Annotated in this window: 12 protein-coding genes; 4 read left to right on the top strand and 8 right to left on the bottom strand. The window is 70.9% G+C overall.

Annotated elements, in window-relative coordinates:
* Window positions 1-158: 158 nt before the first annotated feature.
* Complete coding sequence (locus tag EDF50_RS14765) at window positions 159-1046, bottom strand: SDR family oxidoreductase (protein ID WP_055973592.1); 888 nt, start codon at window positions 1044-1046, stop codon at window positions 159-161.
* Window positions 1047-1139: 93 nt separating this feature from the next.
* Here EDF50_RS14765 and EDF50_RS14770 point away from each other — a divergent pair, with 93 nt between their 5' ends.
* Window positions 1140-2174: a Ku protein gene (locus EDF50_RS14770; RefSeq protein ID WP_123520368.1), complete on the top strand. Its 1035-nt coding sequence runs from the start codon at window positions 1140-1142 to the stop codon at window positions 2172-2174.
* A 9-nt stretch (window positions 2175-2183) separates the two neighbouring features.
* Here the strand turns inward: EDF50_RS14770 and EDF50_RS14775 are convergent, their stop codons facing one another.
* Genes EDF50_RS14775 through EDF50_RS14785 form a run of 3 tightly spaced genes read right to left on the bottom strand, consistent with a single transcriptional unit; the run spans window position 2184 to window position 6720 of the window.
* Window positions 2184-2462, bottom strand: coding sequence for a Rho termination factor N-terminal domain-containing protein (locus tag EDF50_RS14775; protein WP_123520267.1), 279 nt, complete (start codon window positions 2460-2462; stop codon window positions 2184-2186).
* 41 nt (window positions 2463-2503) lie between these two features.
* Window positions 2504-4903, bottom strand: coding sequence for a phosphoketolase (locus EDF50_RS14780; RefSeq protein ID WP_199738820.1), 2400 nt, complete (start codon window positions 4901-4903; stop codon window positions 2504-2506).
* Window positions 4900-6720: a glycoside hydrolase family 15 protein gene (locus EDF50_RS14785; RefSeq protein ID WP_233570674.1), complete on the bottom strand. Its 1821-nt coding sequence runs from the start codon at window positions 6718-6720 to the stop codon at window positions 4900-4902. Before EDF50_RS14785 ends, EDF50_RS14780 begins: the two co-directional genes overlap by 4 nt.
* 239 nt (window positions 6721-6959) lie before the next feature.
* On the opposite strand from EDF50_RS14785, the gene EDF50_RS14790 reads away from it, so the two are divergent.
* Window positions 6960-7832, top strand: coding sequence for an SMP-30/gluconolactonase/LRE family protein (locus tag EDF50_RS14790; protein WP_123520270.1), 873 nt, complete (start codon window positions 6960-6962; stop codon window positions 7830-7832).
* 66 nt (window positions 7833-7898) lie between these two features.
* On the opposite strand, the gene EDF50_RS14795 is transcribed toward EDF50_RS14790, so the two are convergent.
* Together EDF50_RS14795 and EDF50_RS14800 are read right to left on the bottom strand one after the other, a co-directional pair.
* Complete coding sequence (locus tag EDF50_RS14795) at window positions 7899-9080, bottom strand: NAD(P)/FAD-dependent oxidoreductase (RefSeq protein WP_123520271.1); 1182 nt, start codon at window positions 9078-9080, stop codon at window positions 7899-7901.
* Window positions 9081-9165: 85 nt separating this feature from the next.
* On the bottom strand, window positions 9166-9705 hold the full coding sequence (locus tag EDF50_RS14800) for a Dps family protein (protein ID WP_123520272.1): 540 nt from the start codon (window positions 9703-9705) through the stop codon (window positions 9166-9168).
* Between the two features lie 302 nt (window positions 9706-10007).
* Between EDF50_RS14800 and EDF50_RS14805 the strand changes: the two genes are divergently transcribed.
* Entirely contained in the window at window positions 10008-10382 is a 375-nt protein-coding gene (locus EDF50_RS14805; RefSeq protein ID WP_123520273.1) for a hypothetical protein, read from the top strand.
* Between the two features lie 19 nt (window positions 10383-10401).
* Window positions 10402-11118 carry a triacylglycerol lipase gene (locus EDF50_RS14810; RefSeq protein WP_123520274.1) on the top strand — a complete coding sequence of 239 codons (717 nt, stop codon included), beginning with the start codon at window positions 10402-10404 and terminating at the stop codon, window positions 11116-11118.
* Here the strand turns inward: EDF50_RS14810 and EDF50_RS14815 are convergent.
* Both EDF50_RS14815 and EDF50_RS14820 read right to left on the bottom strand, forming a co-directional pair.
* Complete coding sequence (locus EDF50_RS14815; RefSeq protein ID WP_123520275.1) at window positions 11115-12068, bottom strand: alpha/beta fold hydrolase; 954 nt, start codon at window positions 12066-12068, stop codon at window positions 11115-11117. The two genes, EDF50_RS14810 and EDF50_RS14815, sit on opposite strands and share 4 nt — an antisense overlap.
* A 9-nt stretch (window positions 12069-12077) precedes the next feature.
* A complete protein-coding gene (locus EDF50_RS14820) occupies window positions 12078-13154 on the bottom strand; it encodes an aromatic acid exporter family protein (RefSeq protein WP_123520276.1) in 1077 nt (358 codons plus the stop codon).
* Window positions 13155-13273 lie beyond the last annotated feature (119 nt).

The raw sequence follows: 13273 nt of genomic DNA on the forward strand, positions 1-13273 counted from the left end.
CTACCCGGCTGCGGCGGGTCCGTGTCCTCGGCGGCGGGTCGGCGCCGATCCGCCGCGGAGGACGGGAACCCGCCGCATCGACCACGGCCCGCCACCCCGCGCGAACGGGACGACGGGCCGCGGTGTCGACGAGACGACGGAGCCGAGGAGGCGCGGGGTCAGACCGCGGGCATCGCTCCGGCGATCGTGATGGTCGCGCCCGAGGTGTAGCTCGACTCGGGGCTGACCAGGTGCACGTAGGCGGCGGCGAGCTCGGCCGGCTGACCCGGACGGCCGAACGGGGCCTGGCCGCCGAACTCCGACACCGTCTCGGCGTCGTCGGAACCGGGCTGCAGGGGAGTCCACACCGGGCCGGGCGAGACCTGGTTGACGCGGATGCCCTTGGGTGCGAGCTGCTGGGCGAGGCCCGAGGTGAAGACGCCGATCGCACCCTTGGTCAGGGCGTAGTCGATCTTGTCGGGGCTGGGCTGCGTGCCCTGCACCGAGCCGGTCGTCACGATCGACGAGCCGGGCTCCAGGTGGGGGATCGCGGCCTGGGTCAGCCAGAACAGCGAGTAGACGTTCGTCTTGATGGTCGAGTCGATGTCCTCGGTGGTGAGCGTGAGGATGTCGTCGTTGCTCTTCATGCGGCCGGCCACCATGACGAGGGTGTCGAGCCCGCCGAGCTCGTCGACGGCCTTCTGCACGAGGTCCTTGCAGTACTGCTCGTCCGAGATGTCGCCGGGGACGAGGACGGCCTTGCGGCCCTCGCCCTCGAGCAGGTCGCGCACCTCTTCGGCGTCCTTCTGCTCGCTCGGCAGGTAGCTGAGCACGAGGTCGGCGCCCTCGCGGCTGAGCGCGATCGCGGCGGCACGACCGATGCCCGAGTCACCACCGGTGACGATGCCGCGGAAGCCGGTGAGGCGCTCCTTGCCGACGTAGCTGGTCTCGCCGTGGTCGGGTTTCGGGTCCATCTTCCAGGCCTCACCCGGCAACGACTGCTCCTGCTTCGGGAACGGCGGTGCGGGGTAGAGGTCGACCGGGTTCTTCTTGTCGTATTGGCTCATGACGTCCACGGTGCCCGCACCGCGCCTCCCCCGCTCGGGGGGCTGTACCCCGCAGGCGGTCATTCGGAGCGCACGCGGAGAAAGATGAGCGTCATGCGATCGATCTGGAAGGGCGCGATCACGTTCGGGCTCGTCAACGTGCCCGTCAAGTTGTACAGCGCCACCGAGGACCACGACGTGTCGCTGCACCAGGTGCACGACGCGGACGGCGGGCGCATCCGGTACCAGCGGAAGTGCGAGATCTGCGGCAAGGTCGTCGACTACGAGCACATCGACAAGGCGTACGACGACGGCGACCGCACCGTGGTGATCACGGGCGACGACCTCAAGTCGTTGCCCGAGGAACGCTCGCGCGAGATCGACGTCCTCGAGTTCGTGCCGAGCGACCAGGTCGACCCGATCATGCTCGACCGCAGCTACTTCCTCGAGCCGGACGGCACCTCGCCCAAGGCCTACGTCCTGCTGCGCCGCACCCTGGAGGAGACCGACCGCACCGCGATCGTGCATTTCTCGCTGCGGCAGAAGACCCGCCTCGCCGCCCTGCGCGTGCGCGGCGACGTTCTCATGCTGCAGACCCTGCTCTGGGACGACGAGGTGCGCGAGGCACGGTTCCCTGCGCTCGAGAAGCAGACGCGCATCAGCGACAAGGAGCTCGACATGTCGTCCTCGCTCGTCGACTCGCTGAGCGACGACTTCGAGCCCGCCGACTTCAGCGACGACTACCAGGAGGAGTTGCGGCAATTGATCGACGCGAAGCTCGAAGAAGGCGAGTCGCTCGACACCGACACCACCTTCGGCGAGAGGCCCGACGACGACGACGACGGCGAAGGTGGCGAGGTCATCGACCTGATGGAGGCGCTCCGCCGGTCCGTCGAGACGAACCGATCGGGCGGCCGTCGCAAGCCGGCCAAGAAGGCGGCAGCATCCGCGTCGGCGGCTGCGGAGAAGCCGGCCGCGAAGAAGCCGGCCGCGAAGAAGCAGGCCGCGAAGAAGCCTGCCGCGAAGAAACCGGCCGCGAAGAAGCCTACCGCCAAGAAACCGGCCGCCAAGAAGAAGCCCGCCTCGACCGCCTCCGAGAACGAGCCCGCTCCCGAGAACGAGCCCGCTCCCGAAAAGAAGGCCGGCTGACCGCAGCGGTCAGTGCTCGCGGAGCGCCTCGATCAGGTCGGCCTTCTTCAGGTCGGAGTAGCCCGTGACGCCGAGTTCCTTCGCGCGGCCTCTGAGTTCGTCCACCGTCCAGTCGTCGTACGAACCGGCCTCGCCCCCCTTGGCAGCCACCTTCTTCTCACTGTTGCCCTTCTGGGCGGCGGCGTTCGAGATGCGCGCGGCTTTCTCCTTCGACGCGCCCTCGTCGCGGAGCGCCTCGTACATGTCGGGCTTCTTCAGCTGCGGGGGAGTGTCGTCCTTCGGCGTCATGCGCCCGACCGTACGCCCGGGCGGTCGACCTGTCGCACGCCTCAGGCGCCGAACTGCCAGCCGGTCACGTCGGGGTGGTCCTCGCCGTGTTCGTAGGCGTACGCCCGGGCGGCCTCGCGCCGCGACTCGACGTCGGCCACCAGGTCGGGGTGTTCGTCGGCCAGGCCCGGCACGCGGTGCAGCACGTCGAGCACGAGCCGGTACCGGTCGATGTCGTTGAGCATCGCCATGTCGAACGGCGTGGTGGTGGTGCCCTTCTCCTGGAAGCCGCGCACGTGGAGGTTCTCGTGGTTCGTCCGCCGGTAGGTCAGCTGGTGCACGAGCGACGGATAGCCGTGGAAGTCGAACACGACGGGCGTGGACGTGGTGAAGAGCGCGTCGAAGTCGTCACTCGTCAGGCCGTGCGAGTGCTCGCGCACGTCCTGCAGGCGCATGAGGTCGACCACGTTGATCACGCGGGTGCTCAGCGACGGCAGCACCTGGCGCAACAGGTCGGCGGCCGCCACCGTCTCGAGGGTCGGGACGTCGCCTGCGCAGGCGAGCACGACGTCGGGGTCGACGCCGTCGACGGGGGTGCCCTCGGTGCCGGCCCACTCCCAGATGCCGACGCCGCGCCGGACGTGCTCCTCGGCCTCGGAAAGGGACAGCCAGGCGGGGGATTCCTGCTTGCCGGCGACGATGACGTTGACCGTGTCGGTCGTCCGGAAAGCGTGGTCGGCGACGGCGAGGAGGGTGTTGGCGTCGGGGGCCAGGTAGATGCGCACGAGGTGCGCCTGCTTGTTGACGACGACGTCGAGGAACCCGGGGTCTTGATGAGAGAACCCGTTGTGGTCCTGTCGCCACACGTGCGACGACAGCAGGTAGGTGAACGACGAGATCGGCGCCCGCCAGTCGATCTCGTCGGCACTCTCGAGCCACTTCGCGTGCTGGTTGAACATCGAGTCGACGATGTGGACGAACGCCTCGTAGGTGTTGAGCAGTCCGTGGCGCCCGGTCAGCAGGTAGCCCTCCATGAGGCCCTGCAGCAGGTGCTCGCTCAGCACCTCCATCACGCGGCCGCTGCGGGCCACGTGTTCGTCCTCGGGCCAGATGTCGGCCGCCCACACCCGCTCGGTCACGTCGAACACCGGGTCGAGCCGGTTCGAGACGGTCTCGTCCGGCCCGAAGAGACGGAAGGTCGACGGGTTGTCGCGGACGATCTCGGCGAGCCACCGACCGAGCACCCGAGTGGCCTCTGCCTGGGTGCGGCGGTCGTCCGAGGTCTCGACCGCGTGCGTGCGGTAGTCGGTGAGGGACAGGTCGCGGCGCACGAGGCCACCGTTCGACGCCGGGATCGCGCTCATGCGCTTCTCACCGACCGGTCGTAGTCCCTCGAGCCACGACACCGGTCGACCCGTCTCGTCGAAGAGCTCGTCGGCGCGATAGGACCGCATCCACTCGTCGAGTTGCGAGCGGTGCGCGTCGTCGTCGCGGACCCCGCTCAGCGGTACCTGGTGTGCTCGCCAGGTGCCCTCGATGCGTTCGCCGTCGACGATCTTCGGGCCGGTCCACCCCTTCGGGGTGCGCAGCACGATCATGGGCCACCGCGGGCGTTCGGTGCCGTCGCCCGCACGGGCCTCGCGCTGCAGCTCGTCGATGCGCGCGAAGGCGTGGTCGAGGGCGGCGGCCATGCGCTCGTGCACCCGCATCGGGTCCTCACCGTCGAAACCGCCCGCGACGACGAGCGGCTCGTGCCCGTAGCCCCGCATCAACTCGACGAGCTCGTCCTCGGGGATGCGCGAGAGCACCGTCGGGTTCGCGATCTTGTAGCCGTTGAGGTTGAGGATCGGCAGCACGGCCCCGTCGTGCCGGGGGTCGAGCAGCTTGTTCGCGTGCCAGCTCGTCGCCAGTGGCCCGGTCTCGGCCTCACCGTCGCCGATGACGCACACGGCCACGAGGTCGGGGTCGTCGAGCACCGCGCCGTAGGCGTGGCTCAGTGAGTACCCGAGTTCGCCGCCCTCGTTGATGGACCCCGGGGTCTCGGGGGCGGCATGAGACGGGATGCCGCCGGGGAACGAGAACTGCTTGAACAACCTCCGCAGCCCCGCGGCGTCCTGCGACACCTCGGGGAACAGTTCGCTGTACGTGCCCTCGAGGTACGTGTTGGCGACCATGGCCGGTCCGCCGTGCCCGGGGCCGCACACGTAGAGCAGGTCGCGGTCGTCGCGCGTGATCACCCGGTTCAGGTGCGCGTAGACGAAGCTCAGCGCCGGTGACGTGCCCCAGTGGCCGAGGAGGCGCGGCTTGACGTCGTCGCGCGCGATCGGCCGTGTGAGCAGCGCGTTCTCCATCAGGTAGATCTGTCCGACGGTCAGGTAGTTCGCCGCCCGCCACCAGGCGTCGACGAGCACGAGCTCGTCGGTCGTCGCCGGCGGCACGGAGGCTGCGGATTCTTCGCTCACTGGCCCTCCAGGTCGTCGGTCGTGCCCTCGCGGCCCATCTCGTCGATGGTGATCGCCGCGTTGACCAGGGCGAGGTGGCTGAGGCCCTGGGGCACGTTGCCGAGGAACTGCCCGTCGTCGGCGCTGATCATCTCGGTCAGCAGCCCGACGTCGTTGGGCTGCTGCACGAGCTGGTCCATCAGCTCGACGGCTTCGTCCTGACGGCCGACGCAGGCCAGGGCGCTGGCGAGCCAGAAGGCGCAGGCGACGAACGTTCCTTCTTCTTGGTCGACCTCGCTGTAGCGGAACACCAGGGGGCCGGCGGAGAGCTCACGCTGCATCGCGTCGATCGTGCGTGACATGCGCTCACCGCGGTCGAACCCGCTGGGGGCGTGCAGCAGCACCGAGGCGTCGAGCTTCTCGCTGCCCGGGTACATGACGTACGCGCCGACCTCGTCGTTCCACCCGTGCTCGGCGACCCAGTCCTTGATCAGGTCACGGTTCTTCTTCCAGAAGACGACGTCCTCGGGGTCGGGGTGCATCTGGCCGACCTCGGTCAGGTGCAGGGCGGCGTCGATGGCCTGCCAGCAGCCCATCTTGCTGCTGACGTAGTGCTGCTCGTCCTGCAGCTCCCACATGCCCGAGTCCTTCTCCTGCCAGCGGCGGCAGGCGTCGTCGGCGAAGCCGGCGAGCAGGTCGCCGGTGGACTCGTCGAGGATGTTGCCGTCGGCGGCGTACTGGCTCATGATCGCGAGGATGTCGGCGTAGGTGCCGAGCTGCAGTTGTTCGCCGGCCGGGTTGCCCTTGTAGACCGGACCGATGCCACGCCAGCCCTCGGAGCCGGTCTCGTGCGTGCCGTCCGGCACCGAGCCGTCGAGGTTGAGGAAGATGTGCATCGTGCGGCCGTTGGCCTTGAGCGCCGAGAGCAGCCACGAGACGGCCGCCTGGGTCTCTTCGCGCAGGCCGAAGCGGACGAGCGCATTGACCGTGTACGCCAGGTCGCGCACCCACGCGAAGCGGTAGTCCCAGTTCTTGTCGCCGGTGAAGTTCTCGGGCAGGGCCGCCGTGGCGGCGGCCGCGATCGCGCCGGTGGGGCTGAAGATGAGCAATTTGAGCGCCAGGGCGCTGCGCTGCACGGCACCGGACCACGGGCCGTCCCAGTTGAACTCGTCGGACCAGGTCTGCCAGTTGCGGACCGTGCGGTCGATGCCCTGGTCGACCACGTGGGGGTCGGGCAGGTGCAGGGGTTCGTCCTCGACGCCGCAGAGGCAGATCAACGAGCGCGACCCCTCGTGAGTGCTGAACTCGCCCCAGAACCGGTGCGGGCCGCCGTGGGCCTCGCCGTCGCCGGGTTCGACCGAGTCGAGGCGGCCGTGCTCGAAGCCCACCAGGGCCAGGTTGATGTCTGCGGCCCGCAGGACCGGCCCGTGCAACGTCGCGACCCGGCGGATCGGGTGGGTGCCGAACGTGTTGCCCGGGATGACCGCCCAACGCATGTCGACCGACCCCGTGACGCCCTCGATGCGACGGGCGAGCTCGGCCCAGGGCAGGCGCCCGGCGATGCCCGTCACGAGGGCGTCGGTGATCTGCACCACGCCGGTGGAGGTGCGGAAGCGGGTGACGAGGACGTTCGTGTTCTCGACGTACTCGCGCTGCACCTCGAAGTCGTCGTCGACGGGGCGCAGTTCGATGCGTCCGCCCTTGCCCGCGTCGACGATGCCGGAGAACACCGGGTCGCTGTCCATGTCGGGCATCGGCAGCCAGTCGATCTGGCCGTCGCGGGCGATGAGGGCGACGGTCCGGCCGTCGCCGATCGCGCCGTAGGAGCGCAGCGGCACGTAGCCGTCGTCGCGGGGATCGGGGCGGTGCCATTCGCCGGCGGAGGCCGTGGTCGCGCCGAAGTGCTCGGCCTGGGTGTCGTCGGTGGTCTCGAGGGTGTCCGTCACCCGTCCTACGGTGGCCCGGCGCGCCTCCTCGTGCCCGTCCCTCGCAGTGTTCTGTGTGCAAGGGAGCGCCTCCGTACCCCTGTGGGCGGGGCGTGGAGCCGGTGGACATGCCGGGCGCGTAGACCGGTGGGATGCCCCTCCCGACCGGAACCACGTCCGAACCTCGCCTGTTCTTCGACGCCAGGGCCACGCTCGGCGAGAGCCCCGTCTGGGACGTCGACGCCCACGAGCTGGTCTGGACCGACATCACCAACGGGCTCCTGCACCGGACCTCGGCCGACGGCACGCGCGACACGACGGTCGTCGTCGACCCGCCGTTGCCGAGCTTCCAGCGTCGTCGCGGCGGCGGCCTGATCGCAGCACTCGACGACACCGTCATCGTCATGCGCGACGACGGGACCGAGCAGCGGACGATCGCGACGGTCGACCACGCCGACGAGCGCCTCCGGCTGAACGAGGGCAAGTGTGACCCGTTCGGCGCCTTCGTCGTCGGCGCGACCGACCCCGAGGGCAGTCCGATCGCCGGTCTCTACCGTGTGGCCCCGGACGGCACGCTCACCCGGCTGCGCGACGACTTCGCCACGACCAACGGCTTCGAGTGGAACGACGACGGCAGCGAGATCTACCTCACCGACACCGGCGACGACACGATCTACCGGGCGTCGTGGGACGCCGAGGGAACCTTGGGCGAGCTCGTGCCGTTCTCGTCGCAGGGCGCGCACGACGGCTTGGCCCGTGACGAGCGCGGCGAGTTCTGGGGCGCCATCTACGGTGAGGGCACGGTGGTGCACCTCGACGCGGACGGCGGACTCGTCGACGAGATCACCTTCCCCGTGCCGAACCTCACCGGCATCGGCTTCGGCGGCGACGACCTGCGCACGCTGTTCGTGCTGTCGGCCCGCGAGGGGCTGAGCGACGAGCAGCTCGCCGAGTCCCCCCTGAGCGGCGGCATCTTCGCCCTCGACCTCGACCGGGCGGCGCGCCCTCCGTTCCTGTTCGGCTGACCCCGAGACGACGACGCCTGCCCGATCACGTGATCGGGCAGGCGTCGTCGTACCGTCGTCGACGCGTCAGATGCGCCCCACCAGCTCGTCGCGCGGCGTGACGCCCGCCGCGATGACGGCCCGGGCGGCGTCGCGGGCCTCCTCGACGTTCCAGAGCAGCACGCCCTCGACCGCCCCGTCGTCGCCGAGGTAGTACGCGACCGCGCGCCCGTCGCCCTTCTCGTCGACGACCGTCTCGAGCGACGCGTCGAGCGTGCCGACGGCTTCGTACGAGATGTCGAAGACCTTCGAGTAGTAGTACGGCGTGTGGTCGTAGACCTCGTCGGCGCCGGTCATGTTGCGACCGACGACCGGGCCCTGCGACTTGGCGTTGTCGACGTGCTCGACGCGGCGACGCCCGAGCATCGCGTCCGGGTACGACGCCACGTCGCCGGCGGCGAAGACGTTCGGGTCGCTGGTGCGCAGGTGCTCGTCGACCACGATGCCGTCGTCCACGGTCAGACCCGCGTCGGCCGCGAGCTGGTCGTCGACCGAGATGCCGAGCCCGACCACGACCGCGTCGGCGTCGAGGGTCGAGCCGTCGTCCAGTCGCAGATGGACGCCGGCGTCGTCGGCCGTGCCGCTCTCGACGCGACGTCCGCGGGCCAGCTCGACCCGCGCCTCCTCGAAGGCCTTCTCGAACGTCGAGGCGATCGACGTCGGGAACACCGATCCGCCGAGCACGTCGTCGGGGAACACCAGGGTCACCCGGGTGTCGTTCTGCACGAGGGCCGCAGCGAGCTCGGTGCCGATGTAGCTGCCACCCACGACGACGACGTGCCGACCGCCGCCCGAGAGCGAGCGCAGTCGGCGGTAGTCCCCGGCGGTCCGGAAGTACACGACGCGGTCGTCGTCCGGCAGGTCGAGTGCGGTGGGGCTGCCGCCCGTCGCGAGCAGCAGGGCGCCGTAGCCGATCACGTCGCCGGCACTGGTGGTCACGGTGCGGGCGTCGCGGTCGATCGACTCGACGAGCGTGCGCAGCCGGATCTCGGCACCCGAGTCGGCAACGGTCCCGAGGTCGTTGTCGGCCTCGGTGTACTCGGGGTCGGTCCAGAGCTTCTTCGACAGCGCCGGGCGCGTGTAGGGCGCGTCGACGTCGGCGCTGACGATCAACACCGTCGCGTCGGGCGTGGCGTCGTGGATCGCCTTCGCGGCGGCGTCGGCGGTCATGCCGCCGCCCACGATGACGTGGTCGAACGATTCGGTCATGGGGTGGTCCTCTCGACGAGAGAAGGCACCGCCCGGGAGGCGCGGGTCGCGCGGTCCTGGACGGTGCCCTCGTGTGGTGGTCGGGTCAGTTGGCGACGGCGCCGACGCGGTCGAGGCCCTCGGCCGCCGCGTCCTCGTCGCGCTGACGCGTGGAGTCCTGGCGGGCGTCCTTCTCGGGGTGGCGGTTCTCGGCGCCGGTCATCCAGGCCAGCTGCTCGAGGCGCTCGAGGATGCTGTGCAGCACGTCGGCCGTCGTGGGGTCCTCGTCGTCGACGTCGTCGTGGACCGTGCGCATCGTGCCGGTGACGGCGTACATGCGGTCGACGATCAGGTCGACCACCGCGGTGGTCTCGACGGGGCCCTCGGGGAACTCGGGCAGGCTGGTCTCGCGCGTGACGGTCGAGGTGCGGCCGTCCGGGATCAGGTAGACGGCGCGCATGCGCTCGGCCACCTCGTCGCTGAACTCGCGGGCGGCGTCGACGATCTCGTCGAGCTGCAGGTGGAGGTCGCGGAAGTTCGAGCCGAGCAGGTTCCAGTGGGCCTGCTTGCCCTGGACGTGCAGTTCGATGAGGTCGACGAGGACCTTCTGCATGTTGTCGCGGAGTTGGTCGGATCCCTGGAACATGATGTCTCCCGTTCGTCGTGGGTTCGTGCGGAGTCGTCGCACCGGTGGGTGCGTCGTGGACGGTAGACCGTGGGCCTCGGCAGCGGCTCAGCCTTCGGGGGACAGCGCCCAGGGGGACGCGAGCAGCACCGCCGAACCGCGCCGCGGTGTGGTTCGACGAGGCTCCCGCGGCCGTGACCGACTCGTGATCCGGGGCGATGGATGCCGGACCGTACCGGATGGTATGTTCGCCTGCATCGGCATCGAAGCCGACGCCCGGCCGTGGGTACCCGATCCGTGGCCATGCTCTGAGGGGGGCTGACATGGCACGTGTGGTACCCGGACGCGCCGACCGTCCCGGTCTCGACGCGGTCGAGATCACGAGGCTGCGACGCGAGATCGAGAGCGCCTGGGGGGCGTTCGACGACATCGAGCAGATGGACTTCGCCCACCGGGTGAGGGTCGTCCACGGTCTCGCCGACTCCCTGCCGGACGCCGCGAGCGCGGCGGCGCGGGCCGGCTTCGGCCGCTTCGCCCTGGCCCTGCTCGACGACGCGGCGGCCTTCCCGCCCCCGTGGGCGTCGATCTGCGGCCGGTGGGACCTCACGCTCGAGATGGCCCGCGACGCGGTCGGGTCGATCGCCTGGCCCGAGGGCGAGCCCTGGGGTGAGCTGCCCCTGGTGGGCACGGCCGCCTGACGTCGCCTAGCGTGGCGGCATGAGCTCCACACCGTCGCGCGGGCACGGACGGCGCCGGGTCGGCCTCTGGCGGTTCGTCCGCACCATCGTGCTCGACTACCGGTACGTCTGGTGGGTGCACCTCGTGACCCGGTCCGGCCGGGTCGTGCCGAGGCGGTATCGCGACGGCGACCGCGAACCGGTGCTCCTGTTGCCGGGCGTCTACGAGACCTGGCGGTTCCTCCGCCCGGTCGCCGACCGGCTGAACGACCTGGGTCACCCGATCGTCGTCGTGCCGGGCATGGGGCACAACCGTCGCCCGATCGCCGCGACCGCCGAGCTCGCCCAGCGCATCCTCGACGCGCACGACCTGCGGGACGTGGTCGTGCTGGCGCACAGCAAGGGCGGACTGGTCGGCAAGACGATGATGGTCGCGACGGATCGCGACCGGCGCATCACCCGCATGGTCGCCGTGAACAGCCCGTTCTCGGGCACCCGCTGGTCGACGGTGCTGCCCAACAAGACGCTGAGGGTGTTCTCGCCCCGCGACGCCGAGTTGCGACGACTCGCGGACCGACGGGAGGCGAACCGGACCATCACGTCGATGGCGTCGCGATTCGACGCCCACGTCACCGAGGGCAGCGTGCTGCCGGGGGCGGTCAACCTCGAGTTCCCGGTCGACGGGCACTTCCGGCCGCTGGGTCACGCGCGGTGCGTGGCGATGATCGTGCGCGAGGTCGAGGCCGGGGCGTCCTAGCCCTCGACCCAACCCAGGGCGCGCAGGGTCTCGTGGGGCCGTTCGACGTGGGCGAAGTGGCCGCAGTCGGCGAGCGACGTCGTGCGGGCGTGCCGCACGACCTCTGCCAGCCGGGCCAGGTCGGACGTGCGGGCGAAGACGTCGTCGGCCCCGCTCACCGCGGCCACGTCGCAGTCGATGGCGCGCCAGCGCGAGGCGTCGTACCCCTGACCCGACCGCGAGGCCGCGAGGAAGCCCCGGGGCCGCAGCTCGGCGACGAACGCGCGGAGCACCGAACTCGGGACGCGGTCGACGTGTCGGAACACGGGCGAGGACAGCACACGCAGGAGGCCGATGCGGGCGGCACCCCGCAGCAGGGACGCGGAGGCGCGGGGCAGCGCCCCGAAGGCGGCGCGCAGCAGCGTGAACGCGGGTAACCGCACGAGACCGCGCACCGGGTGGGTGACGGCGTCGATCGCCGAGAAGGAGGTGGCCGACACGACCGAGACGCTGAGCACGAGGTCGGGTCGGACGGCGGCCAGGTGGAGGGCGACGAACGCGCCCATCGAGTGGCCGACGAGGTCGAACTCGGTGACGCCCAGGGCCTCGGCGACCTCGACCACCACGGCGGCGGCCGACTCGACGTCGAGACCGGGCTCGGGCTCGGGCGAGCCGCCCCAGCCGGGCAGGTCGACGAGCACCGGGCGGGAGACGACCGCGTCCACCTCGCGGGCGGCCTGCAGCAGGGGGGTCCAGGTCGTCCACGAACCGGCCGCCCCGTGGAGCATGACGGTCGCCCGACGTCGTGCCGACCGGTCGGCCGGGGACGCCGCGTGGTGCACGATCGTCCGGCCGTGCGCGGTCTCGATCGTCTCGCGGGTGAGCCCGAGGGCCCGGGGATCGGTCACCAGGTCGAACGGGGCGTACCGGTCGACGGTCGGAGCCACCCCTGTCGCCCGGCCCCGTCGCATCGTCGGATGCTACCCGATGATCTCTTCCCGCACGCGCCTCAGGTCCTCGAGCAGCGATCCGACCAGCACCCAGTTGTCCGGGTCGGGCCGCAGCACGCTCACCGGCGACGTGAGGGCAGGGCCGTCGTCGTGCCCGACGCCCCTCGCGTGCCCGTCGGCGGGGTCGGGGACGCGGGAGGCGCGCCCGGCGGGGAGCGCCTCCTCGGTGGTCCGCGCCAACCGGCGCACGTCGTGGGCGGCACGCCGCAGGTCTTCGGCGATGCTCTGCACCACGGGGTCGTCGGCCAGCCCCGGGTCGTAGTTGTCGTGGACCGACCGCACCATGCCGACCACGCGGTTGACCAGCACCGTCAGGCGACGGAGCAGTGCCGCGTCGGCCTCGAGTACGCTGCGGTTGCGACTCGCGCGGGGGTTGAGCTGCAGGCTCTCCTCGCCTGCGGTGACCGCGTCGACGGCTCGGGCCTGGGTGGCCCTCAGCTCGCGGGCCTTCGTCAGCCCCGCGGTCAGCCGGGACGCGTCGACCGGTTCGTCGAGCACGGCGGCGGTCTCGTCGAGCACGGACGCGATGTCGCGGGCCAAGCGGCCGACCGCGAGGTGCGCCGGGGCCAGCGCGACGGGCGGCACCACGAGCGCGTTGATCGCGAGGGCGATCGCCGCGCCGATGATCGTCTCGAGCACCCGGTCGAGCGCGTAGTCCGGGGTCTGGGCGCCGATCGCCAGCACGAGCATCGCCGAGATCGGCACCTGGTTCGCCGAGCTCGGGGTCAGCCGGAACGCCCACGCCACGAGCAGGCTCACGACGACGATCGCCAGCAGGATCCACGTCGCGTCGCCGAACAGCTGCCCGGCCGCGAAAGCGATCAGCACGCCGGCGACGACGCCGACGCTGCGTTCGAGACCGCGGACGAAGGACTGGTTGACGCTGGGCAGCACCACGAGCAGGGCCGCGATCGCCGCGAAGATGGGCAACGGCTGCTGCAGCAGGGCCACCGACGCGAACCAGGCGGCCATGACGGCGACGCTGGTCTTCACCACCTGCAGCAGAGGTGTGCGCTTCGTCTGGCGGATGCGCGAGACGATCTTCACGACCCCCAGGGTAGACGGGGAGGCGCGGCGTCGGTCGCGACGTCGCGTCAGGTCACGAAACGGTCACCTCGCCCGCGCCTCCCCGCCGATCGGGTCGGGTGCTGGTTGACTGCGTCCCC

Source organism: Frigoribacterium sp. PhB24 (genome assembly GCF_003755185.1).
Lineage (GTDB): Bacteria > Actinomycetota > Actinomycetes > Actinomycetales > Microbacteriaceae > Frigoribacterium.

What these genes read in the sequence shown, in the direction of transcription:
- EDF50_RS14815 (WP_123520275.1), bottom strand. Translation starts at nt 12,068, where the DNA reads ATGCGACGGGGCCGGGCGACAGGGGTGGCTCCGACCGTCGACCGGTAC.
- EDF50_RS14770 (WP_123520368.1), top strand. Translation starts at nt 1,140, where the DNA reads ATGCGATCGATCTGGAAGGGCGCGATCACGTTCGGGCTCGTCAACGTG.
- EDF50_RS14800 (WP_123520272.1), bottom strand. Translation starts at nt 9,705, where the DNA reads ATGTTCCAGGGATCCGACCAACTCCGCGACAACATGCAGAAGGTCCTC.
- EDF50_RS14775 (WP_123520267.1), bottom strand. Translation starts at nt 2,462, where the DNA reads ATGACGCCGAAGGACGACACTCCCCCGCAGCTGAAGAAGCCCGACATG.
- EDF50_RS14790 (WP_123520270.1), top strand. Translation starts at nt 6,960, where the DNA reads ATGCCCCTCCCGACCGGAACCACGTCCGAACCTCGCCTGTTCTTCGAC.
- EDF50_RS14805 (WP_123520273.1), top strand. Translation starts at nt 10,008, where the DNA reads ATGGCACGTGTGGTACCCGGACGCGCCGACCGTCCCGGTCTCGACGCG.
- EDF50_RS14765 (WP_055973592.1), bottom strand. Translation starts at nt 1,046, where the DNA reads ATGAGCCAATACGACAAGAAGAACCCGGTCGACCTCTACCCCGCACCG.
- EDF50_RS14795 (WP_123520271.1), bottom strand. Translation starts at nt 9,080, where the DNA reads ATGACCGAATCGTTCGACCACGTCATCGTGGGCGGCGGCATGACCGCC.
- EDF50_RS14810 (WP_123520274.1), top strand. Translation starts at nt 10,402, where the DNA reads ATGAGCTCCACACCGTCGCGCGGGCACGGACGGCGCCGGGTCGGCCTC.